This is a genomic window from Achromobacter sp. (assembly GCF_050285565.1).
Classification (GTDB): domain Bacteria; phylum Pseudomonadota; class Gammaproteobacteria; order Burkholderiales; family Burkholderiaceae_B; genus Achromobacter.
On the sequence record NZ_JBLZXG010000007.1, the window covers coordinates 317,701 to 341,246 of the forward strand.

At 66.5% G+C, this 23,546-nt stretch carries 20 protein-coding genes; 8 read left to right on the forward strand and 12 right to left on the reverse strand.

Going from position 1 to position 23,546, the window contains the following annotated elements; translation table 11 throughout:
- Window positions 1-64 precede the first annotated feature (64 nt).
- Window positions 65-4,027 carry a DUF3683 domain-containing protein gene (locus tag ACN6O8_RS17085; protein WP_427992210.1) on the reverse strand — a complete coding sequence of 1,321 codons (3,963 nt, stop codon included), beginning with the start codon at window positions 4,025-4,027 and terminating at the stop codon, window positions 65-67.
- A 132-nt stretch (window positions 4,028-4,159) separates the two neighbouring features.
- Window positions 4,160-4,684 carry a YqaA family protein gene (locus ACN6O8_RS17090; RefSeq protein ID WP_427992211.1) on the reverse strand — a complete coding sequence of 175 codons (525 nt, stop codon included), beginning with the start codon at window positions 4,682-4,684 and terminating at the stop codon, window positions 4,160-4,162.
- 182 nt (window positions 4,685-4,866) lie between these two features.
- On the opposite strand from ACN6O8_RS17090, the gene ilvA reads away from it, so the two are divergent.
- Window positions 4,867-6,375 (forward strand): threonine ammonia-lyase, biosynthetic, encoded by a 1,509-nt coding sequence (ilvA, locus tag ACN6O8_RS17095; RefSeq protein ID WP_427992212.1) that lies wholly within the window; start codon window positions 4,867-4,869, stop codon window positions 6,373-6,375.
- A gap of 160 nt (window positions 6,376-6,535) precedes the next feature.
- On the opposite strand, the gene ACN6O8_RS17100 is transcribed toward ilvA, so the two are convergent.
- Both ACN6O8_RS17100 and ACN6O8_RS17105 read right to left on the reverse strand, forming a co-directional pair.
- Window positions 6,536-7,648 carry a porin gene (locus ACN6O8_RS17100; RefSeq protein ID WP_427992213.1) on the reverse strand — a complete coding sequence of 371 codons (1,113 nt, stop codon included), beginning with the start codon at window positions 7,646-7,648 and terminating at the stop codon, window positions 6,536-6,538.
- A gap of 415 nt (window positions 7,649-8,063) precedes the next feature.
- Window positions 8,064-8,447 (reverse strand): DUF4148 domain-containing protein, encoded by a 384-nt coding sequence (locus ACN6O8_RS17105; protein ID WP_427992214.1) that lies wholly within the window; start codon window positions 8,445-8,447, stop codon window positions 8,064-8,066.
- A 381-nt stretch (window positions 8,448-8,828) separates the two neighbouring features.
- On the opposite strand from ACN6O8_RS17105, the gene ACN6O8_RS17110 reads away from it, so the two are divergent.
- Window positions 8,829-9,719, forward strand: a complete 891-nt coding sequence (locus ACN6O8_RS17110) for a LysR family transcriptional regulator (protein ID WP_049076849.1) — start codon at window positions 8,829-8,831, stop codon at window positions 9,717-9,719.
- 34 nt (window positions 9,720-9,753) lie between these two features.
- On the opposite strand, the gene ACN6O8_RS17115 is transcribed toward ACN6O8_RS17110, so the two are convergent.
- From ACN6O8_RS17115 to purT, 8 genes are all read right to left on the reverse strand, one after another.
- Window positions 9,754-10,305, reverse strand: coding sequence for an adenine phosphoribosyltransferase (locus ACN6O8_RS17115; RefSeq protein WP_427992215.1), 552 nt, complete (start codon window positions 10,303-10,305; stop codon window positions 9,754-9,756).
- Window positions 10,306-10,359: 54 nt separating this feature from the next.
- Window positions 10,360-12,057 (reverse strand): thiol reductant ABC exporter subunit CydC, encoded by a 1,698-nt coding sequence (gene cydC, locus ACN6O8_RS17120; protein ID WP_427992216.1) that lies wholly within the window; start codon window positions 12,055-12,057, stop codon window positions 10,360-10,362.
- Window positions 12,054-13,811: a thiol reductant ABC exporter subunit CydD gene (gene cydD, locus ACN6O8_RS17125; protein ID WP_427992217.1), complete on the reverse strand. Its 1,758-nt coding sequence runs from the start codon at window positions 13,809-13,811 to the stop codon at window positions 12,054-12,056. Before cydD ends, cydC begins: the two co-directional genes overlap by 4 nt.
- Window positions 13,808-13,933, reverse strand: a complete 126-nt coding sequence (gene cydX, locus ACN6O8_RS17130; RefSeq protein ID WP_024070662.1) for a cytochrome bd-I oxidase subunit CydX — start codon at window positions 13,931-13,933, stop codon at window positions 13,808-13,810. Before cydX ends, cydD begins: the two co-directional genes overlap by 4 nt.
- 15 nt (window positions 13,934-13,948) lie before the next feature.
- Window positions 13,949-15,100: a cytochrome d ubiquinol oxidase subunit II gene (gene cydB / locus ACN6O8_RS17135; RefSeq protein ID WP_427992218.1), complete on the reverse strand. Its 1,152-nt coding sequence runs from the start codon at window positions 15,098-15,100 to the stop codon at window positions 13,949-13,951.
- 13 nt (window positions 15,101-15,113) lie between these two features.
- Complete coding sequence (locus ACN6O8_RS17140; RefSeq protein ID WP_427992219.1) at window positions 15,114-16,688, reverse strand: cytochrome ubiquinol oxidase subunit I; 1,575 nt, start codon at window positions 16,686-16,688, stop codon at window positions 15,114-15,116.
- A 132-nt stretch (window positions 16,689-16,820) separates the two neighbouring features.
- Window positions 16,821-17,366 (reverse strand): GbsR/MarR family transcriptional regulator, encoded by a 546-nt coding sequence (locus tag ACN6O8_RS17145; protein WP_020925982.1) that lies wholly within the window; start codon window positions 17,364-17,366, stop codon window positions 16,821-16,823.
- 269 nt (window positions 17,367-17,635) lie between these two features.
- The gene (gene purT / locus ACN6O8_RS17150) at window positions 17,636-18,853 is read right to left on the reverse strand and encodes a formate-dependent phosphoribosylglycinamide formyltransferase (RefSeq protein ID WP_427992220.1); all 1,218 of its coding nucleotides are present in this window, start codon (window positions 18,851-18,853) and stop codon (window positions 17,636-17,638) included.
- A 105-nt stretch (window positions 18,854-18,958) separates the two neighbouring features.
- On the opposite strand from purT, the gene ACN6O8_RS17155 reads away from it, so the two are divergent.
- From ACN6O8_RS17155 to hpf, 6 genes are all read left to right on the forward strand, one after another.
- Window positions 18,959-19,948: a KpsF/GutQ family sugar-phosphate isomerase gene (locus ACN6O8_RS17155; RefSeq protein WP_427992221.1), complete on the forward strand. Its 990-nt coding sequence runs from the start codon at window positions 18,959-18,961 to the stop codon at window positions 19,946-19,948.
- A complete protein-coding gene (locus tag ACN6O8_RS17160) occupies window positions 19,945-20,553 on the forward strand; it encodes a KdsC family phosphatase (protein WP_427992222.1) in 609 nt (202 codons plus the stop codon). Before ACN6O8_RS17155 ends, ACN6O8_RS17160 begins: the two co-directional genes overlap by 4 nt.
- Window positions 20,554-20,580: 27 nt before the next feature.
- Complete coding sequence (lptC, locus tag ACN6O8_RS17165; RefSeq protein WP_054419996.1) at window positions 20,581-21,213, forward strand: LPS export ABC transporter periplasmic protein LptC; 633 nt, start codon at window positions 20,581-20,583, stop codon at window positions 21,211-21,213.
- A complete protein-coding gene (gene lptA, locus ACN6O8_RS17170; protein WP_427992223.1) occupies window positions 21,210-21,854 on the forward strand; it encodes a lipopolysaccharide transport periplasmic protein LptA in 645 nt (214 codons plus the stop codon). The genes lptC and lptA overlap by 4 nt, the downstream gene beginning before the upstream one ends.
- Window positions 21,855-21,886: 32 nt before the next feature.
- On the forward strand, window positions 21,887-22,681 hold the full coding sequence (gene lptB, locus ACN6O8_RS17175) for an LPS export ABC transporter ATP-binding protein (protein WP_076469712.1): 795 nt from the start codon (window positions 21,887-21,889) through the stop codon (window positions 22,679-22,681).
- Between the two features lie 220 nt (window positions 22,682-22,901).
- Window positions 22,902-23,237: a ribosome hibernation-promoting factor, HPF/YfiA family gene (gene hpf / locus ACN6O8_RS17180; protein WP_049076874.1), complete on the forward strand. Its 336-nt coding sequence runs from the start codon at window positions 22,902-22,904 to the stop codon at window positions 23,235-23,237.
- Window positions 23,238-23,546: the final 309 nt, after the last annotated feature.

Consider the following 23,546-nt stretch of genomic DNA (forward strand, 5'->3'; position numbering starts at 1 on the left):
ACCCAAAGCAAAACGCCCGGCGTCACCGCCGGGCGTTGCGTCCTGCCACCACAACGGCGGCGTCTTATACCAGCACGCGCTCGATGCCACCGGCGTTGGCGCGGCGCACGTAGTCTTCCATCCAGCCTTCGCCCAGGATATGGCGCGCCATCTCGACCACGATGTAGTCGGCGTCCATGCCGGTGTCGCCCTGGTAGCGCGACAGGCCCTGCAGGCACGACGGGCATGAGGTCAGCACTTTGACGTCGCCCGTGAAACCGTCGCTGCGCAGCGCGGCATCGCCCTTGAGCAGTTCTTCCTGCTTACGGAAGCGCACCTGCGTCGAGATGTCCGGCCGGCTGACCGCCAGCGTGCCAGACTCGCCGCAACAGCGATCGCTCTTGACGGCGCCCTCGCCCACCAGCGAGCGCACGGTCTTCATCGGGTCCTGCAGCTTCATCGGCGTGTGGCAGGGGTCGTGATACATGTAGCGCACGCCCTTGGCGCCTTCCAGCTTGATGCCCTTTTCCAGCAGGTACTCGTGGATGTCGATCAGGCGGCAGCCCGGGAAGATCTTGTCGAACTCGTAGCCGGCCAGTTGGTCGTAACAGGTGCCGCAGCTGACCACCACGGTCTTGATGTCCAGGTAGTTGAGCGTGTTGGCGACGCGGTGGAACAGCACCCGGTTGTCGGTGATGATCTGCTCGGCCTTGTCGGTCATGCCGTTGCCGCGCTGCGGATAGCCGCAGCACAGGTAGCCCGGCGGCAGCACGGTCTGCACGCCGGCATGCCACAGCATTGCCTGCGTGGCCAGGCCCACCTGCGAGAACAGCCGCTCCGAACCGCAACCCGGGAAGTAGAACACCGCTTCCGTGTCGGCCGTGGTGGCCTTCGGGTCGCGGATGATCGGCACGTAGTTCGCGTCCTCGATGTCCAGCAGCTTGCGCGCGGCCTGCTTGGGCAGCCCGCCCGGCATCTTCTTGTTGACGAAGTGCACCACCTGCTCGCGCAGCGGCGGCTTGCCGACCGTGGCCGGGGGCGCCGAGGTCTGCTTCTTCACCAGGCCCGACAGCAGGTCGTGCGCGGCGCGCTGCACCTTGTAGCCTACGCCCACCATCGCCTTGCGGGTGGCGTTGATGGTGGCCGGGTCCTTGGCGTTCAGGAAGAACATAGCGCTGGCCGTGCCCGGATTGAACGACTTGCGGCCCATGCGCCGCAGCACGGCGCGCATGTTCATCGACACGTCGCCGAAGTCGATATCGACCGGACAGGGGTTGTAGCACTTGTGGCAGACGGTGCAGTGGTCGGCCACGTCCTCGAATTCCTCCCAGTGCTTCAGGCTGACGCCGCGGCGGGTCTGCTCTTCGTACAGGAAGGCCTCCACCAGCAGCGAGGTCGCCAGGATCTTGTTGCGCGGCGAATACAGCAGGTTGGCGCGCGGCACGTGGGTGGCGCACACCGGTTTGCACTTGCCGCAGCGCAGGCAATCCTTGATCGAATCCGAAATGGCGCCGATGTCGCTCTGCTGCATGATGAGCGACTCGTGGCCCATCAGGTTGAAGCTGGGCGTCCAGGCGTGGCGCAGGTCGGCGCCCGGCATCAGCTTGCCGGCGTTGAAGTGGCCGTTGGGATCGACGCGGCGTTTGTAGTCCTGGAACGGCGCCAGCTCGGCTTCGGTCAGGAACTCGTACTTGGTCAGGCCGATGCCGTGCTCGCCCGAGATCACGCCATCCAGGTCGCGCGCGATCTGCATGATGCGCTCGACGGCCTGGTGGGCCTCCTGCAGCATGCCGTAGTCGTCCGAGTTGACCGGGATGTTGGTGTGCACGTTGCCGTCGCCGGCGTGCATGTGCAGCGCCACGAACACGCGGCTCTTGAGCACGCGCCCATGGATCGCCACCAGCTCGTCCAGGATCGGTTTGCGCGCCGCGCCCGAGAAGGCAGCCTGCAGGCCGGCCAGCACTTCGGTCTTCCACGACACGCGGATGGTGCGGTCCTGCACCACGTCGAACACGCGCGCCTGCGGCTGCGCCGCCAGGCGCTCGGTCAGGGTCGCGCGCAGATGCGACATGCCCAGGCCGTCCAGCTGCGGCATGGCCTCGGCCAGCGGCAGGTCCAGGTTGTCCAGCAGCCACTGCCAGCGTTGGCGCGCCGCGGCCAGCAGCTCGATGGCCTGGCGGGTGCGCTCGGCCAGCACCTCGGCGCGGGTTTCATCGTCGTCGGCGGCGTCTTCGGCCTTGCCGACGGGCAACGGCGTACAGAGGTAATCGTCCAGCGCGTCCAGCAGCCGCAGCTTGTTGCGGGTCGACAGCTCGATGTTGATGCGCTCGATATGGTCGGTGTACTCGCCCATGCGCGGCAGCGGGATCACCACGTCTTCGTTGATCTTGAAGGCGTTGGTGTGGCGCGCGATGGCCGCGGTGCGCGAACGGTCGAGCCAGAACTTCTTGCGGGCCTCGGCGCTCACCGCCACGAAGCCCTCGCCATGGCGGGTGTTGGCCAGGCGCACCACTTCGCTGGCGGCCGCGGCCACGGCATCTTCGTCGTCGCCGACGATGTCGCCGATCAGCACCATCTTGGGCAGCGAACCGCGCTTGCTCTTGGTGGCGTAGCCGACCGCGCGCAGATAGCGTTCGTCCAGGTGCTCCAGGCCGGCCAGGATGGCGCCGCGGGCGCGGCCCTCGCCGTCCAGGTAGCCCTTGACCTCGACGATCGACGGAATCGCGTCGCGCGCCTGGCCGAAGAACTCCATGCAGACCGTGCGGGTGTGCTTGGGCATGCGGTGCAGCACCCAGCGCGCCGACGTGATCAGGCCGTCGCAGCCTTCCTTCTGGATACCGGGCAGGCCGGCCAGGAACTTGTCGGTGACGTCCTTGCCCAGCCCTTCCTTGCGGAACACGCGGCCGGCGATCTCCAGCGTCTCGGTCTTGAGCAGGCGCTCGCCCGGCTTGCCGCGGCCGTCGAACCACTTGAGTTCGAAACGGGCCACGTCGACGTCGTGGATCTTGCCCATGTTGTGGTCAAGGCGCGTCACTTCGAGCCAGTTGCCGTCCGGATCGACCATGCGCCACCAGGCCAGGTTGTCCAGCGCGGTGCCCCACAGCACGGCTTTCTTGCCGCCGGCGTTCATGGCGATGTTGCCGCCCACGCACGAGGCCTCGGCCGAGGTCGGGTCCACGGCGAAGACGAAACCGGCCGCCTCGGCCGCCTCCGACACGCGCTTGGTCACCACGCCGGCGCCGGCATGGATGACGGCCACGGGCTCGGTCAGCCCCGGCAAAATACAGGACTCGACCTTGCCCAGCTTGTCGAATTTCTCGGTGTTGATGACGGCCGATTTCCAGGTCAGCGGAATCGCGCCGCCGGTATAGCCGGTGCCGCCGCCGCGCGGCACGATGGTCAGGCCCAGCTCGATACAGGCCCTGACCAGCGCGGCGATCTCGTCCTCCGAGTCGGGCGTCAGCACCACGAACGGGTATTCCACGCGCCAGTCGGTGGCGTCGGTCACGTGCGACACGCGCGACAGGCCGTCGAACTTGATGTTATCGCGCGCGGTGATGCGGCCCAGCACCTTCTGCGCCTGCTTGCGCAGCATGGCGGTCTGGTCGAACTCGCCCTCGAAGGCGGCGATGGCCGAACGCGCCCGGCCCAGCAGGCCCAGCACCTTTTCGTCGCGATGCGGATCGTGGCCGGCCTCGGCCGGCGCGCCGGGTTCGCGGCGGCGGTCGATCTCGCCCAGCCGATGGTGCAGTGCGTCGATCAGCTGCTTGCGACGCTTGGGGTTGTCCAGCAGGTCGTCCTGCAGGTACGGATTGCGGCGCACCACCCAGATGTCGCCCAGCACCTCGTACAGCATGCGGGCGGAGCGCCCGGTGCGGCGTTCGCCGCGCAGGTCGGTCAACAGGCTCCAGGCGTCATCGCCCAGCAGCCGGCCGACGATCTCGCGATCGGAGAACGACGTGTAGTTGTAGGGAATTTCGCGCAGTCGCGCGGGTGCTGTGGGCGGCGTCGCCCCGTTCAAGATGTGGCTGGCGAGTGGGGCGTTCATGGCGGCAAGAGGGGGCCCTTAAAAAATTATTTTATGCCATTGGCCGGAACTGCCCCCGAATACCCCCAGGGAAGCGTCCAAAACCTGGGCAATTTCACATTATTGCGTCCCCATTTAAGCGGGGCGTCAGCGCTAGACCTGCCCGGGAAACAGCCACAGCAGGCTGGCCGTCATGGCCAGATAGCGCAGGAACTTGCCGATGGCCATATAGGCGACGCACGGCCAGAACGGCAGTCGCAGCCAGCCGGCCACGGCGCACAACGGATCGCCCACGGCCGGCAGCCACGACAGCAGCAGGGCCGGCGGCCCCATGCGGTGGATCCAGTCATGGGCCCGCTCGTGCCAGCGGCCGCGCATGCGCCGCTCGGCGGGCGCGTGGGGGTGCCGCTCCTTCCAGCGCTCGACGGCCTTTTCCGCGCCCAGGCCCATGGCGTAGCTGATGGCGCCGCCGATGGTATTGCCGGCGGTCGCCACCAGGACGGCCGGCCAGAACATGTCGGGCGCCAGCTTTAAATAGCCGAACACCGCGGGCTCCGAGCCCAGCGGCAACAGGGTGGCCGAGATCAGCGACACGGCGAAGATGGCGGACAGGCCCACCGAAGGCAGAGCCAGCAGGCCAAGCAGCCAGTGGACGGCGGCGAGAAGACTTTCTTCCATGATGCCAACGAGTGTAGCCGCGCGCGGCCCCGTGCCACGCCACGGCCGTCCGATGCGTGGCAAAAGCGCCGGAAATCCGTCGGGTGCCGGGGGATTCCCTGCAATAATCGCGCTCACACCATGGCGCGCGCGGCTCACCAGCCCGCGCCGTCCACTTTTCCGCCCCTATCCACGCGCAGTCCATGTCCACCGATTATCTGAAACGCATCCTGACCTCCAAGGTCTACGACGTCGCGGTCGAATCGCCGCTCGAAGCCGCGCCGCTGTTGTCGCAGCGCATGGCGAACACGATCCTGCTCAAGCGCGAGGACACCCAGGCCGTCTTCAGCTTCAAGCTGCGCGGGGCTTACAACAAGATGGCCAACCTGACCCCGGCGGCGCGCAACCGCGGCGTGATCGCGGCCTCGGCCGGCAACCACGCCCAGGGCGTGGCGCTGGCCGCCTCCCGGCTCGGCTGCCGCGCGGTCATCGTCATGCCCACCACCAGCCCGCAGGTCAAGATCGACGCGGTGCGCCGCCTGGGCGGCGAAGTGGTGCTGGCCGGCGAAAGCTTCTCCGACGCCTACGCCCACGCGCAAACGCTGGAAAAGAAAGAGAAACTGACCTTCGTGCACCCCTTCGACGATCCCGACGTGATCGCCGGCCAGGGCACGGTCGGCATGGAGATCCTGCGCCAGCACCCTGGCCCGATCGACGCCATCTTCGTGGCCATCGGCGGCGGCGGCCTGATTGCCGGCGTGGCCGCCTACATCAAGCAGTTGCGCCCCGAGATCAAGATCATCGGCGTGCAGACCGAGGATTCCGACGCCATGCTGCGCAGCGTGCGCGCCGGCCGCCGCGTGCAGTTGAACGACGTCGGGCTGTTCTCCGACGGCACCGCCGTCAAACTGGTGGGCGCCGAAACCTTCAGGCTCACCCGCAAGTACGTGGATGACTTCGTGGTGGTCGACACCGATTCGATCTGCGCCGCCATCAAGGACGTGTTCCAGGACACCCGCAGCGTGCTGGAACCGGCCGGCGCCATGGCCGTGGCCGGCGCCAAGCAGTATGCCGCCGAACACAAGCTCAAGGACAAGACGCTGGTCGCCATCGCCTGCGGCGCCAACATGAACTTCGACCGCCTGCGCTTCGTGGCAGAACGCGCCGAGGTCGGCGAAATGCGCGAGGCCGTCTTCGCCGTCACCATGCCGGAGCAGCGCGGCAGCTTCCGCCGCTTCTGCGAACTGGTCGGCGAGCGCAGCGTGACCGAATTCAACTACCGCATTTCCGATTCGGACCGAGCCCACGTGTTCGTCGGCCTGCAAGTGTCGTCGCCGGCCGAGCCGGCAAAGATCGCCAACCACTTCCGCCGCCACGGCTTCGACACGCTCGACCTGACCCACGACGAAATGGCCAAGACCCACTTGCGCCACATGGTCGGCGGGCGCTCGGCGCAGGCGCGCGACGAACTGCTCTACCGCTTCGAGTTCCCGGAACGCCCGGGTGCGCTGATGCGTTTCCTGAACGCCATGAACCCGGAATGGAACATCAGCCTGTTCCACTACCGCAACCAGGGCGCCGACTACGGCCGCATCCTGATCGGCATCCAGGTGCCGCCGGCCGACAAGAAGCAGTTCCGCCACTTCGTGGCCGACCTCGGCTATCCGCACTGGAATGAAACCGACAACCCGGCCTACAAGCTGTTCCTGTAATTCCGTTCGCTAAAAGCGAGAGGGCCTCCATACGGAGGCCCTGCCCTTCTTTGCTCAAGACCCGCCCGGCTGCAACCTGAAGGGGGGGTTCGCTGTCACTCGGCGGCTCACGGAGATGTGCCGCGCATTCAGCAAGGTGCAGCCAGGCCGGCGCCCTCGCTTAGAAACGGTGACGCACGCCCACCGCGAAGGCGGTGTCACGCGCATCATGCTGGAACGCGTAGTTGTCGCCGTAGGAGGCGTACGCGTACAGATTGGTGCGCTTGGTGAAGTCGTACGTGTAACCCAGGCTGTAGACGTTGAAGGTCGCGTCGTCGCCGGTCAGCTTGTCGTTGTTCGGCGTGGCGCGCTGCCAGGAGCCGAAGACGGCGTGGCGGCCCAGCGGCACGGTGGCGCCGATCATGTAGGAATTGGCACGGAAGCCGTCGGCCAGCTTGAACGTGCCCAGCTTCTGCATGCCGTCCGGCGTCGTGCCCATGTTCTGGCCGATGAACCAGCCGTCGCGGGTCTGGCTGAACGCCGCCGCCACCTTCACCACCTCGAAGTCGTAGGTGCCGCCGATGATGTATTCCTGGATGCGCGAGCTGGACTTGCCACCCTTGGTATCGTTGGACGGATTGAAGCGGTCATAGGCGGCCGCCAGGTTCAACGGGCCGTTCAGGTACTGCACGCCCGCGGTCAGGACGCGGTTGTTGTTGCCGGTGGCAAAACCCTTCTGCTTGTCGTCGGTGACGCTGTCATCGGCGCTGAACGAATAGCCCACGCCCACCTTGAAACCGTCCATGCTGGGGGTCTGGTACAGCACCATGTTGTCCAGGCGCATGGTGTTGGCGCTGCTGAACGTGGTACCCAGGTTGGCGGTGTTGTAGCTGATTGAGAACGGGTCGATCGAACCGAGGTATTTCGAGGCCAGGTTGGTCTGGCGACCGAATTCGAGGCGGCCCCACGAATCGCTGTCCAGGCCGACGGTGGCCTGGCGGCCCCAGAGGCGGCCATTCTGCAGCGATTGGCCGTTCATCGGGCCGAAGCCGCCTTCCAGGTTGAACACGGCGCGCAGGCCGTCACCCAGGTCTTCCGAACCACGCAGGCCAAAGCGCGAGCCGCTGCTCACGCCCTGCACCCCGGCGATGCGGCTTTGCGAATGGCCGTTGAATTTCACCTGCTCGTAACCGACACCGGCATCGATCAGGCCGTACAGCGTCACGGAGTCAGCGGCTTGCGCGGCACCGGCAAAGCCAGCCAGCAACGCGACTGCCAATAGCGTCTTCTTCATAAAAGTCCCCAAAATGGCGAGATAAAGGCATTGACGCATCCGCGCGGCGAAGCCCGCCGTGGTCTGCGTGCCGCTACGAAAAAAAGCGAGCGGCGTCTGCACTGGATCTAGTTTCGGCTCGGGAACAATTTGAAGTAATCCGGATTTCGAAGAACAACTTTCCATGGTTGGGATAATGCCCGCCGCCCGCGCCGTCGAGCCTCCCGGAAAGGTGCTTTAACGTCTTGATATCAAATGTGAATTCTTGCTCGCAATTGGGCCCGCATGGCACCGGGAACGGCACGTTGCCGGCCGCCATGCCGACATCACTTGTTGTACTGGCCGCACATTTCTGCGGCGAAAACGCCACAACGCGCGGCGACAAAAAACCCCTTGGGTTGCAAGGGGTTTCAGTGCCTCGTGGCAGAGGAATCGCTCAACGGCCCTTGGGCGGGTAATCCAGTTCGCCGAACGTGTATTCGCCACGCGCCTTGGCCTGGGCCAGTTCTTCGCGCACCTGCTCGCGGGTCTTGCCGGCCGTCTGCGGCGCGGCCGCGCGCGGCGGGTAATCCAGTTCGCCGCTGGTGACTTGTCCGGCCACCTTGGCGCTTTGCAGTTCCTGTTGCACTTGCTCGCGCGTCATGCCGGTCTGCTGGGCAATGGCGGGCGGATAGTCCTGTTCGCCGAACGTGACCTGGCCGGCGGCCTTGGCGGCCTGCAGTTCCTGGCGGACCTGTTCGCGGGTCTTGCCATCGGCGTGGGCGGCGGACATGCCCGCCAGCGTTGCGGTAACCATGAGGGCGGTAGCTAGGGCTTTCATTGTGATGACTCCATCCTAAACCTGGCACACCGTCCGCCGCCAGGGCGGCAGCGGCAATGTGACAATTCGATTGCTGGGGTGAAGTATCTGGCGATCAAGCCCTAGTAAAAACCCTTATTTTGGTGAACATATTTGCATGGGCGGGACAATCGCAAAGCCCAACCCTCAAAATCTCACCGCCAATGCGCGGCCAGCCTGCCCGCGCCTATGCCGCGGGCCGCTCCGGCATTCAGCTGCGCGCCAGCTTGGCCGCGAAATGACCGTCCGCCAAGTGGCACGGGGTGGCATTGTCCCGCCTAAATAGACATTTCCACTGCCGGGACAATAATTCCACTTATCATATGACCCTGCCAGAAATGGAATTTTGAATCTGAGGGGCCCATGGATATACAGCTTAACGACATCGCGCTCTTCGTCGAAGTCGCCAAGCGCAAGAACTTCAGCCATGCCGCGGAAGCCTTGAATATTCCGACGTCCACGCTCTCACGCCGGGTCAGCGAACTGGAGCGCAGCGTGGGCATGCGCTTGCTCAATCGCAGCACACGCAAGATCGATCTGACCGAAGCCGGCGCCATCTATTTCGAGCGTTGCCGCCACATCGTCGAAGAAGCGCGCATCGCCCACGACCAGTTGCTGGACATGGCGGTACAACCCAAGGGCCGCCTGCGCATCTCCCTGCCGACCAGCCTGGCGCAGTTGTTTCTGCCGGCCGTCATCCGCGAGTTCCGCGAGCAGCATCCCGACATCGAATGCGACTTCGATCTCAGCATGCGGCCGATCGACCCCATCAGCAATCCGTTCGACCTGATCCTGCGCTTCGGGCAGCAGCCCGATTCCAGCCTGATCTCGCGCAAGATCGTGCTGATGGCGCACCAGTTGTATGCCTCGCCCGACTACCTGGCGCGCCACGGCGAGCCGCGCGTGCCCGCCGATCTGAGCCACCACGAATGCCTGCGCCCGACGATGCGCGACGAATCCTCCTTCTGGATGCTGCATTCGGGTGACAAGGTCGAACGGGTGCAGGTATCGGGACGCCTGTCCGCCAACAACGTCGGCATGCTCGGCCGCCTGGCCGGACAGGGCCTGGGCATTACGCCTCTGCTGGTGTTCGATGCGATGGAACGGGCGATCCAGCAGGCCGGGCTGGTGCGCGTGCTGCCCGACTGGAGCCTGACGCCCCTGCCCCTGTTCGCCCTGCTGCCGTCGCGCATGCTGCCGGCCAAGACCAAGGCCTTCCTGGACTTCATCCAGCCACGACTGTCCGACGCCTGAGCGTGGCGCCGGATGGCCGGGCCGCGCGATTCGTTCAGACCGACGCGCTATCGTATTGACAGACGGTGTACAGCGGCGTGCCGGTCGCCGCGATCTTGGCCGAGCCGCCCAGCGCCGGCAGGTCGATGATGGCGGCGGCCTCGACCACGTTGGCGCCCAGGCGCTGCAGCAGCTTGATAGCCGCCAGCATGGTGCCACCGGTGGCGATCAGGTCGTCCACCAGCAGGACGCGCTGGCCGGTGCGCACCGAATCGGTATGCATCTCGACCGCGGCGTTGCCGTATTCCAGCGAATATTCCTCGGCCACGGTGCGATAGGGCAACTTGCCCTTCTTGCGCACCGGCACGAAGCCCAGGTTCAGTTCATAGGCCAGCACGCTGCCAATGATGAACCCGCGCGCGTCCACGCCCGCGACCAGATCCAGGCGCTGGCGCATATAGCGGTAGACGAAAAGATCGATCAGTACCCGGAACGCGCGTGGATCCTGCAGCACGGGCGTGATGTCACGAAAAATGACACCGGGTTGGGGCCAGTCTGGAACGCTGCGGATGGTGCGCCGGATGTACTCGGCGTTGTCGGTCTGCATGAAAGACGGCCCTGAAGAATTGAAGCAAGGCGAACTATAACCGCGCAACCGCGCTTAAGCCAGGATTGCCGCCGGCGATGACACGTCATGCAACTGGCCGCCGCGCAACACGCAACAACGGTCGACCGCGCCAGGCGGCAGAGCGGCATGCGTCGCCAGCACCACGGTGCGTCCCCGCACCGCCTGGCCCAGATCGGCCAGGAACGCCGCCTCGGCCGCCGCGTCCAGACCGGCCGTCGGCTCGTCCAGCACAATGACCGTGGCCGGCGACAACAACGCCCGTGCCAGGCACAGGCGGCGCGCCTGGCCGGCGGACAGCAGCGAGCCGGTTTCCCCCGCCCAGGTATCCAGGCCATCGGGCAGGCCCCTGACGAACTCGCCCAGGCGGGCGGCGTCGAGCGCGCGCCACAGCGCCGCGTCGTCGGCCTGCGGGTCGCCGATAAGCAGGTTGGTGCGCAAGGTGCCCAGGAAAACCGGCGCATCCTGCGACAGCAGCGCGATGCGGCGGTGCCAGTCGGCCTGCGCGCAGGCTCGGGCGTCGACACCGGCATAGCGCACCTGCCCGGCCAGCGGATCCTCCAGGCGCAACAGCAGATGCAACAGCGTGGACTTGCCCACGCCGCTCGGGCCCACGATCGCCACCCGTTCGCCCGGCTCCACGCGCAAGTCCAACCGGCGCAGCAAGGCTGCCGGCGATTCCCCGGCGCGCGCCGGATAGGCGAAGTCCACGCCCAGCAGTTCCAGCGCGCCGCGCTGCGGCAACGGTGCGGGCCTGGCCGGATCGCGCATGTCAGGCTCGCGCTGCGACACATCACGGATGCGCGCCGCAGCCGACAGGGCCGAGCCCATGCGCGAGGCGCCGCGCATGATCGGACCGGCCACTTCGAAAATACCGATCACCGCCAACAACAGACCGACCAGCAACGGCCCTGGCAGCGCGCCGGCCTCGTATTGCGCCAGGCCGAACCACAGCATGGCCAATGCCGACATGCCCGCCGCCGCCTGCAGGAACCACTGTCCGCGGGCAGCCACGCGCGCCTGGCTGCCGCGCGCCTTGGCGCTGGCCTCGCACAAGCGCTCGAAATGCGCGTGGGTCTGGGCCTGCGCGTGCAGCGCCACCATGTCGGCGTGGCCGTCGACCGCGTCCAGCGCGGCCGCGCGCAAGCCGGCCGCGCTTTCCTGCGCGGCCGCGCCAGGCTTGCGCGCGGCGCGCAGCAACCACCATGGCACCAGCGCGCACACCACCAGCAAGGCCAGCGCGAACACCAGCGCCGCCGCCGGCACCCAGTGACCCAGCACCGCCGTCAACACCGCGCCGGCCAGGATGGCCGTGGCCAGCGGCGCCAGCACGAACAGGAAGACCGTATCCAGCGCATCGACATCGCCGGTCATGCGCGCCACCAGATCGCCGCTGCGGTAGCGCGCCAGCTGCCGCGGCGTCAGCCGGATCAGCGCCGCGAACACCACCGCGCGCAGGTCCGCCAACAGCCGCAACGTGGCCGCATGCCCGACCACGCGATCGGCATAGCGCGACACGATCCGCAGGAATGACAGGCCACGCACCAGCGCGGATGGCGCGAACAGGTTGAAGGCGCCGCCGGCTCCGGCCAGCGCCGCGCCGGTCAGAAACCAGCCCGACACGCCCAACAGGCCGACCCCCGCCGCCACGGTCGCCAGGGCACAGAACAGGGCGAGCAACAGCCCGCCCTTGCGGCGCGCGTACAGCGGCAGCAGCAGCAACAGATTCTTCATGCGTCTTTCACTTTTGCATCGGCCACCCGCAACACCCGGGCAAACCGCGCCGCAACCGCGGGCGAATGGGTCGCCAGCAGCAGCGTGCGGCCGGCGGCGAACGCCAGGATCTCGTCCAGCACCCGCGACTGTGTCGCCTCGTCCAGATGGGCGGTCGGCTCATCCAGCAGGATCAAGCCCGGATCGCGCAGGAACAGCCGCGCCAGCGCGACCCGTTGGGCCTGGCCGCCGGACAGGCCATGACCACGGCTGCCCAGGGGCGTATCCAAGCCTTGCGGCAATTCAGCGGCGAACTCCAGCACACAGGCGCGGCGCGCGGCCTCTTGCACGGCGGCGTCGGACGCATCGGGGCGGCCCAGGCGGATATTGTCGGCGATCGACCCGGCCAGCAACTGCGGCTTCTGCCCGATCAGCGCCACCCGCGCGCGCAGGGCCGCCTCGCCCCACTGTGCCAATGGCACGCCGTCCAGATGGATATCGCCCTGGCTGGGACGCAGGCGCGCGACCGCTTCGATCAAGGTCGATTTGCCGATGCCGCTGGGGCCCATCAAGGCCACCTGCTCGCCCGGCGCCAGCGCCAACGCCGCCTCGGCCAGCACCGGTTGCGGCCGGCCGGACGCGGTCATCGTCAGGCCCGTCACCGTCAGGCGCGCGGCGCCCGTGGCCGGCACCGGCGCCGCTTGCGCCACGGACGCCGGGGCCGCGTCCGGCTCCTGCCCTTGCGGCAGGCCATCGAACAGCGTGGCGATCTGCGACACGGCGGCCAGCGCCGTGGCGCGGTCATGGTAGTGCGCCGCGAACTGGCGCAACGGCGCGTAGACCTCGGGGGCCATCAACAGGCAGAACAGGCCCGCCTGCATGGTGAACGGCGACCAGCGCAGGTCGAGAAATCCCAGATAGCTCAGGCCAATGTAGACGGCCACCCCGGCCACCCCCAGCGCGGCGAAGAACTCCAGCACCGCCGACGACAGGAAAGCGATGCGCAACACGGACAGGGTGCGCTGGCGCAGCGCGTCGCTGGCGGCGGCGACCGATGCCGCCTCGGCCTCGGCGCGGCCGTACAGTTTCAAGGTGGACAGGCCGCGCAGGCGGTCGGCGAAAAAGCCCGACAGGCGCGCGAAAGCCCGCAGATGGCGGCGGCTCGCGCCCTGAGCGCCCCACCCCACCAGGGCCATGAACAGCGGAATCAGCGGCGCGGTGATCAGCAGCACCAGCCCCGCGATCACATCCACCGGCAGCAGCAGGACGGAGAAGGCCACGGGCAGCAAGGCCGCCGCGGCCATTGCCGGCAGGTACTTGGAAAAAAAACCGTCGAGGGCTTCGACCTGATCCACCAGCGCGCTGGCGATTTCGCCGGACGCCTGCCTGCGGCTCCAGTCCGGCCCCTTGCGCAGCAGCCGCGCGAACAGCGCCTGGCGCACGTGACGCTTGATGCGTTCGGCGGCATCCGCCCCGGCGCGCTCGCCCGCCCAGGTGATGCAGGCACGCACCAGCATCAACGCCGCGATGGCCAGTATCTGGCCCAGCAATTGCTGGCGCGGCACCTGCCGCGCAATGGCGGCATCCAGCACGCTCGCCAGCAGCCAGGCCTGCACCACCAGCAGCGCGCCCGCCGCCAGCGGCGCCGCGCCCGCCAGCATCAGCGGCAGCCGGGCGGCCCCGGCCAGCCCCTTCAGCCAGCGCGATTGCTCGCGCGACGGCTTGCGCAGGCTGGCCGAGGGATCATGCTCGAGGCTGCTGGCGCGGTTGCTCACTCGTCGTTACGGTTGGCGCGCGGATCATGCGAGTGACCTTCGCGCAGCTCGAACCACATTGCATTGAGGATGGCGAATGCACACGCCAGTCCCAGACCGAGTACCCATGAGAAATACCACATGGCGAAGGCTCCTTGTCAGTACGAGTTGGGCGTATCGCCCACGGATGCGTGGGTCACCTTGCCGCGCATGACGCGGTACACCCAGGCGGTATAGAGCGTCACGATCGGCAGGAAGACGACCACCGCGATCACCATGATCCACAGCGTCAGATGGCTGGACGAGGCATCCCAGACCGTCAGGCCGGCCTTGGGATTGGTCGAGGACGGCATCAGGAACGGGAACATCGAGAAGCCGACCGTCAGGATGACGCCGGCGATCGACACCGCCGAAGCCAGGAACGACAGCACATTGGCGCGCAGCGTCAACAGCAGCAGTACCAGCACCGCGCCCGCCACGCCCAGCGCGGGCGCGATCCACATCAGCGGCCACTTGGCGTAGTTGGCCATCCAGGCGCCCGGCTGCACGGCGACGCTCTTGAGCATGGGATCCGAGGGGCCGTGCATGTCGACCGCGCTGGTGATGGTATGGCCGGCAAGATGATTCACCCAGAACCCGCCCGCGACGAACAGCGCCAGCGTCAGCAGCGCGCACAGGCGCCCCCAGTTGCGGGCCCGCGACGACACCGGATCCTCGGTGCGCCAGGCCAGCAGCACGGCGCCATGCATCGCCAGCATCACCACGCTGAGCACGCCGCACAACAGCGCGAACGGCGTGAAAAGCTGATAGAAATGGCCCTGGTACACCATGCGCAGCGCGTTTTCGTCAAAGGTGAACGGCACGCCCAGGATGATGTTGCCCACGGCCACGCCGAACACCAGCGACGCCACCACGCCCGAGAAGCACAGCACGCCGTCCCAGCTGTTGCGCCAGCGCGTGCCTTCCATCTTGCTGCGGTACTTGAACCCGACCGGACGCAGGATCAACGCGATCAGCGCCAGCATCATCGCCAGGTAGAAACCCGAGAACGAGGCCGCATACAACAGCGGCCAGGCCGCGAAGATGGCACCGCCCGCCGTGATGAGCCATACCTGGTTGCCTTCCCATACGGGGCCGACCACGTTGATCACCACGCGGCGCTCGGCGTCGGTCTTGGCGACCACCGGCAACAGCGCGGCCACGCCAAGATCGAAACCATCCATGATGGCGAAGCCGATCAGCAGCGCGCCCAGCAGGACCCACCAGACCACCCGCAAGGTGGCGTAGTCGAAAGGAATAAGGGTATCCATTGCTTCTCTCCCCTCAAGCGCGCACGGCGGCGTGGACTGGATCGGCGGCGGCGCTGGCCGGAGCCGGCGCGTCGGACTTCGGGCCTTTGCGCACGGCGTGCAGCATCACCTTCACACCGATGATCAGCAGCGCGGTGTAGAGCACCAGGAAGATCGTCAGGCTGATGGCCAGGTCGGCGATGGTCAGGCCGGACGCGGCGTAATACGTCGGCAGCACGCCTTCGATCACCCAGGGCTGGCGGCCGTATTCCGCCACGAACCAGCCGCTCTCGATGGCGATCCAGGGCATCGGCAGGCTCCACAGCGCCACCTTCAGCAAGCCGCGGCGGCTGTCGAGACGGCCACGCGAGGCCAGCCAGAACGCCACGCCGAAGAACAGGATCAGGTACAGGCCCACGGCCACCATGATGCGGAACGCCCAGAACAGCGGCGCCACGTTCGGCACGGTATCCACCGCCGCCTTCTTGATGTCCTCCTCGGTGACCTTGCTCATGTCAGGCTGGTAGCGCTTGACCAGCAGCGCGTAGCCGAGGTCGGGCCAGGTGCGGTCGAACACCATGCGCGCGTCGACATCCTTGGGGTTGGCGCGGATCTTCTGCAGGGCGTCGTACGCCACCATGCCGTCACGGATGCGGTTCTCGGCGCGCAGGATCAGGTCGTTGATGCCCAGCAGCGGCGTCGTCAGCGAACGCGTGCCGATGATCCCCATGACATACGGGATCTCGATGGCGAAGTCGTTCTTGCGCTCAGCCTGGTTGGGCAGCGCGATCAGGTTGAAGGACGCGGGCGCCGGCTCGGTGTGCCACATGGATTCCATGGCCGCGATCTTCATCTTCTGGTGCTCGGTGGTCAGGTAACCGCTTTCGTCACCCAGCACCACCACCGACAGCGCCGAAGCCAGGCCGAAACTGGCGGCCACCGCCATCGAGCGCTTGGCCAGGTCGGTGTGACGGCCCTTGAGCAGATACCAGGCGCTGATCGCCATGACGAACATGGCGCCGGCCACGTAGCCCGCGCTGACGGTGTGCACGAACTTGGCTTGCGCCACGGGGTTGAAGAGAACCGCGGCGAAGTCGGTCATTTCCATGCGCATGGTGTCGGGATTGAACACCGCGCCCACCGGGTTCTGCATCCAGCCGTTGGCGATCAGGATCCACAGCGCCGAGAAGTTGGTGCCGAACGCCACCAGCCAGGTCACCACCAGGTGGCTGACCTTGGACATGCGGTTCCAGCCGAAGAAGAACAGGCCGACGAAGGTGGCTTCCAGGAAGAAGGCCATCAGCCCTTCGAGCGCCAGCGGCGCGCCGAAGATGTCACCCACATAGTGGCTGTAGTACGACCAGTTCATGCCGAACTGGAACTCCATGACCACGCCCGTGGCCACGCCCAGCGCGAAGTTGATGCCGAACAGGGTGCCCCAGAACATCGTCATCCGCTTCCAGATGGGGCGGCCAGTCATGACGTACACGCTTTCCATGATGGCCAGGATGAACGACAGGCCAAGCGTGAGTGGGACGAACAGGAAGTGGTAAAGGGCGGTCGCGGCAAACTGGAATCGCGACAGGTTGACGACGTCGAGATCAATCATTGGGGCGCTCCCAAGCAGGTGAGTAGCCACAGCAACCGGCATGGTTCCCAGGCCGTCTCTGGCCCCATGATAAGGGCGTTGTATACAGCTTCATAGAGGTTTCCTGAAAAAATTGGGGCCAGGTCAGACGAATCAGCCTTTGCCCCGCAACTTGCCGGCGAAGCCCAGCACTTTCTGCACCTTGGAACCCAGCTTCATCAGGTTCTGCAGTGTCTCCGGCGGCAGACGTTGAACCTCATCGAACCATCCGGTGGACAGTTCGATGAGCTCCAGCATTTCGGTCATGCGTTGCTGCGCGTAGGCGCCGTCCGGCCCGCTAGGGGGCTCGAGCAGGGTGTCGCGCAGCAGGGTCAGGGTGGGATCGATTTCGCGCTTGCGCTTCTCTTCCATGAGGATGCGGAAGATCTCCCAGACATCCTTGGGGGTTTCGAAGTAGTCGCGGCGGTCGCCGACCTGGTGCACCAGCTTCACCAGGCGCCAGGACTGCAGTTCCTTCAGGCCCAGGCTGACGTTGGAACGGGAAAAACCCAGCGTTTCGGCGATGTCGTCGGCATGCAGGGGCTGCGGCGCCAGGAACAGCAAAGCATAGATCTGGCCGACCGTGCGGTTCACGCCCCAACGGCTGCCCATTTCGCCGAAGTGCAGGACGAAACGTTCGTTTTGAGGGGTGAGCACCATGATCCATCCAGCCCGGCATATGCCATGACGGCAAACATAAACAGTTACGCCGTTTTCAGAAATTCCTGAAATTATCGAACAAACTGTGCGAAAACACAAACCACACTCATGGCAGGGGTATAGCCGCAAGCGATGACGATTCTGCCGTTCCGCCCCCGAAATCAGTCGCTGTCTGTTGCGGGCACACGACGAAAAAAGCCACCCGCCGTACGGCGGGTGGCTGGCAGTGATGGCAGATCCGGGCCTGGCGCCCGGAATGGAACTTGCGGTCAGCCGGCCTTGACGGTCACGGCGGCCGAGACCCGCTTGGCCTTGGCACGCGCGGCGGCGACGTCCTCGGCCACCGCCAGGCCCACGCCCATGCGGCGCTTGACGAAGGATTCGGGCTTGCCGAACAGGCGGATGTCGGTGCCGGGCTCGGCCAGCGCCTGGGCGACGTTATGGAACGACACCGCCTTGGCCTGCACCCCGCCATAAATGACGCTGCTGGCGCCGGGCTGACGCAGCGAGGTGTCCACCGGCAGGCCCAGCAGGGCACGGGCATGCAACTCGAATTCGTTCTGCACCTGGGTGATCATGGTGACCATGCCGGTGTCGTGCGGGCGCGGGCTGACTTCCGAGAACCAGACCTGGTCGCCCGCCACGAACAGTTCGACCCCGAAGATGCCCAGGCCGCCCAGCTCGGCCGTAACCGCCAGCGCGATCTCGCGGGCCCGTTCCAGCGCCGCCGGCGACATGGGATGGGGCTGCCAGCTTTCGACGTAGTCGCCGTCGACCTGCTTGTGGCCGATCGGCTCACAGTAGCGGGTCTCGACCTGGCCGTCGGCGCCACGGGCGCGCACGGTCAGCAGGGTGATCTCGTAATCGAAGCGGATGAAGCCCTCGACGATGGCGCGGCCGCCGCCCACCCGGCCGCCCTCCTGGGCGTAGCGCCAGGCCGAGGCGACGTCGTCGGGGCTCTTGATGACGGACTGGCCCTTGCCCGACGAGGACATGACCGGCTTGATGACGCAGGGATAGCCAATACCGCCATCGATGGCCTGGCGCAGTTCGTCCTCGGTGTCGACGAAGGCGTAGGGCGAAGTGGGCAGACCCAGGGTCTCGGCCGCCAGGCGGCGGATACCTTCGCGGTTCATGGTCAACTGCGCCGCCCGGGCGGTCGGGGTGACCCGCGCCACGCCGGCCGCTTCCAGTTCCACCAGCAAATGGGTGGCAATGGCCTCGATTTCGGGGACAATAACGTGCGGCCGCTCCTGCCGGATGATCTTTTCCAGGGCCGCCGGATCAGTCATCGACACCACGTGGGCGCGGTGCGCCACCTGGTGGCCCGGCGCGTCGGCGTACCGATCCACCGCAATGACTTCCACGCCCAGCCTCTGCAGGGCGATGATGACCTCTTTGCCCAGTTCGCCCGAGCCGAGCAGCATGACTCGGGTGGCCAGGGGAGACAGGGGCGTGCCAAGGACGGGGCTGGGAATGCTGGACATGGAGCGGGCCTGGAAAGGAAAGATTGATAGCCGGATGAAAGAGCCGCCAGGATGCCATACCCCCCAGCCCGGGGCAAACCCGCAACCTGATATTAAAATCGCTTGATGACCGACCATCCCACCACATCGTCCGAGACCGCGCTGGCATCCGCGCGCCGGACGCTGCAAATCGAAAGCCAGGGCATCCTGGACCTGTCCGCGCGGCTGGACGACAGCTTCGCGCAGGTCGTCGCCATGCTGCTGGCCTGCCGTGGCCGCGTGGTCGTCAGCGGCATCGGCAAGACCGGCCACATCGCCCGCAAGATCGCCGCCACGTTCGCCTCCACCGGCACGCCCGCCTTCTTCGTGCACGCGGCCGAAGCGGTGCACGGCGACCTGGGCATGATCACCCGCGACGACGTCCTGATCGCCATTTCATATTCCGGTTCTGGCCAGGAACTGCTCACCATCCTGCCGGTGGCCCGCCGCATGGGCGCCGGCCTGGTCGCCATCACCGGCAATCCGCAGTCCGAACTGGCCTTGCTGGCCGACGTCCACCTGGACGCCAGCGTGTCCCAGGAGGCCTGCCCGCTGAACCTGGCCCCCACCGCCAGCACCACCGCGGCGCTGGCCCTGGGCGACGCGCTGGCCGTGGCCTGTCTCGAGGCGCGGGGCTTCGGTCCGCAGGACTTCGCCCGCTCGCATCCCGGCGGCGCGCTCGGCCGCCGCCTGCTGACCCACGTGCGCGACGTCATGCGCCAGGGCGACGCCTTGCCCGTGGTGGCCCTGGGCACGCCGGTGTCGCAGGCGCTCGAAGTCATGTCCGCCAAGGGCATGGGCATGACGGTGGTCAGCGACGCGCAGCACCGCCCGGTGGGCATCTTCACCGACGGCGATCTGCGCCGCCTGATCGCGCGCTACGGCGACATCCGCAGCCTGGCCGTCGAGGCCGGCATGACGCGCTCGCCGCGCAGCATCAACCCGGACGCGCTGGCCGTCGAAGCCGCGCGCCAGATGGACGAACTGCGGCTCAATCACATGCTGGTGCTGGACGCCGACGGCGCCCTGCTCGGCGCCTTGCACATGCACGACCTGATGGCCGCCAAAGTGGTATGACTATGACCCTCCCCCCCTCGATCACCCACCCCGCCGAAGCCCTGGTTCTGGCCCGCATAGCGCCGGCCGTGCGCGAACGCGCCGCCGCCGTGCGCCTGATGGTCTTCGATGTCGATGGCGTGCTGACCGACGGCAGCCTGTATTACGGCGAGACCGGCGAAGTGCAGAAGCGTTTCCATGCGCTGGACGGCCACGGGCTGCGGCTGCTGATGGAAGGCGGCCTGAAGGTGGCGCTGATGACCGGCCGGTCCGGCCCCATCGTGGCGCGCCGGGCCGCCGAGCTGGGCATTTCCGAGATCATGCAGGGCGTGCGCGACAAGGGCGCGGCGCTGGCCGAACTTGCGCAGCGCAGCGCGGTCCAACTGAACCAGACCGGCTACATGGGCGATGACATCATCGACCTGCCGGCGATGCAACGCGCGGGCTTCGCCGCCAGCGTGCCGAACGCGCCCGGCTATGTCAGCCAGGCGGCCCACTGGATCGCCACGCAACCGGGCGGCGGTGGCGCGGTGCGCGAATGCTGCGACCTGCTGTTGGCCTCCCAGGGCCGGCTGGGCGGTTTCCTGGCGGCGCCGGGGCTGCTCGGCCCGGGCGCCATCCAGTAAGCGCGCCCCCTTACCCCTCGCATACCAATGAAAGATCGTTTTCCTTCCCTGATCGCGCTGTTCCTGCTGCTGGTGCTCGTCGCCAGCACGTACTGGGCCGCCGATTACGCGCAGCGCGCGATCCAGACGGATCCGCCGCGCCGCGTCACGCACGAAATGGATGCCTGGTCGCGTAATTTCGTGATGCTGCGCACCGACCCCACCGGCCGTCCCATCAACCGGCTGGAGGGCGAATACGCCGAGCATTTCCCGGACGACGACTCCTATCACATCACCCAGCCGCGGGCCATCGGCCAGCGCGAAGCCAGCCCGATCACCGTGGGCGTTTCCAAGACGGCCGTCATGGAACAGGGCGGCAAGCGCATCGTCATGAACGGCGACGCACACGTGCATCGCCAACCCGACGCCAACAATGACGTGCTGGACGTACGCAGCCAGCAACTGATCCTGTTGCCCGACGACGACGTGGTCTACACCGACCTGCCGGCCGAGGTCATCAAGGGCCGTTCGCGCATGAACGGCAAGGGCATGCACTACAACAACAAGACACGCCAACTGCAGGTATCGGCCTCCACCGATGTGGAAATCGCCGGCACGGAAAACAAGTCGCGCCGTCCCGCCGAAACCCCTGCCAACTCCTCTGACCAGAAGAAACCATGACCGACCTCCGGATTCGCATTGCCCCCACCACGCGCCTGCTGGGCGCGGTGCTGCTGATGGCATCGGCGATGGCGCCGGCGCTCGCGGCCGACCCCAAGCCGGCTGCCGCCGGCTCAGGCAAGACCGCGCCCGCCGAAGAGCCCACCACGACGATCCTGTCGGACACGCTGCACTACGACGACGTTAAGAAGCAAAGCGTGTTCACCGGCAACGTCAACATGACGCGCGGGTTGATGACGCTGACCTCCGACACGCTGGAAATGCACGAGGATGCGGCCGGCAACCAGTACGGCACCGCCACCGCCAACAAAGGCAAGGTGGTGACCATCCGCCAGGAACGTCCCGAGACCTACGAACTGATCGAAGGCAAGGGCCTGCGCGCCGAATACGACGGCACCAAGAGCACCTTCGACCTGATCGGCCAGGCCGTGGTGATTCGCTACGTCTGCGGCAAGCCTTTCGACACCATCCGCGGCGATCGCGTACGCTACAACGAAAAGAGCGGCACCTACGAGGCGCAGGGCGGCCCGAACTCGGCGGCCGCCGGCGGCCGCGTGCGCTCGGTGGCCGAGCCGCGCGCCAAGTCGGACGCCGCGGTGGCCGAATGCCGCAAGCAACAAGAATCGAAGAAGGGGCGCTGAAGCGCCTCCCACGTCATCCACACGCAGCCACGATGAACCAACCCTCTGTGCAGACTCCCGTGACCTCCGCCCCTTCGGGCGTCAAGCAGGGCAGCCTGCGCGCAACCGGCTTGCGCAAGACCTACAACGGCCGTACGGTGGTGCAGGACGTGTCCCTGTCCGTTTCCAGCGGCGAAGTGGTCGGCCTGCTCGGCCCCAACGGCGCGGGCAAGACCACCAGCTTCTACATGATCGTGGGCCTGGTGCCGGCCGACGCCGGCCGCATCGAGATCGACGGCTCGGTCATCACCGCCATGCCGATCCACAAGCGCGCCCGCATGGGCCTGTCTTACCTGCCCCAGGACGCCTCGGTGTTCCGGCGCCTGACGGTCGAACAGAACATCCGCGCGGTGCTCGAATTGCAATTGGGGCCCGATGGCCGCGCGCTGTCCACGCCCAAGATCAATGAGCAGATGGAGCTGCTGCTCGAAGAGTTGCAAATCGGCCATATCCGCAGCAACGCCGCCATCTCGCTGTCGGGCGGCGAACGCCGCCGCGTCGAAATCGCGCGCGCCCTGGCCACCAGCCCGCGCTTCATCCTGCTGGATGAGCCCTTCGCGGGCGTGGACCCGATCGCCGTGATCGAGATCCAGCGCATCGTGCGCTTCCTGAAGGGCCGCGGCATCGGCGTGCTGATCACCGACCACAACGTGCGCGAAACGCTGGGCATCTGCGACCGCGCCTACATCATCAGCGAAGGCAAGGTGCTGACCGACGGTCACCCCGACGAAATCGTCGGCGACCCGGCCGTGCGGCGCGTCTACCTGGGCGAACACTTCCGCATGTAACCCCCCGGATAGGGGAAAGTCCCAGGGCCCCCGCGCGAGCCCGGGCGCGCCCCTGGGCGGCCGCCATGAAAATGCCATGAACTTGCGCTAGGTCAGCTTGTTTTATCGGCCCGAGTCTATACACTAGTATCAAACGAACCTCTCGAACAAGGAGAACGCCTAACGACCCCACCGCGCCTTCCGCGCACCATTTTTTCCTCTTTTAGAAGGAGAGCACACTATGAACCTGAGCATCTGCGGTCGTCACCTCGACGTCACCCCGGCCATCCGGGAATATGTCATGAACAAACTGGCGCGAGTGCTGCGGCATTTCGATCACGTCATCGATACCCAGGTCATGCTCTCAGTAGAGCCCCTGCGGCATAGAGCCGAAATCACCATGCGTCTTAGTGGCAAGGACATTCATTGTGAAGCAACCGATGAAAACCTCTACGCCGCGATCGACCTTCTTGCTGACAAAGTCGACCGTCAGGTCATCAAGCACAAGGACAAGGTACGAAGCCACTCGGCAGAGTCCGTGAAGCGGCAAGCGGCGAACCTCTCGCCAACCCAGTAACACCGCGCTTCATGACCCGCTCGCCGTGCGAGCCCAGAAACAGCGATTCTTGAATCCTGCCTAAGTCCCGGTGTCCCGCTAGACGCACAGTCCAGCCGGGGCATCGGCAAACTCCCCTCCTCCTTGTCCCCCATTGCGCGGCCCGTGCCCGTGGATGGGTCTGGCCCCTCCCCCTGAATATCCGCTCCCGGCAGCCACGCCATACCGTGCTGGTATACCCGCCTGCGTACGAAGAATGCCCACAATCCCGCGCGATCGGTCTATGCTGTCGCTCTCGTGTCGAGACCGGCGGCCTGATCCAGAAGGGTG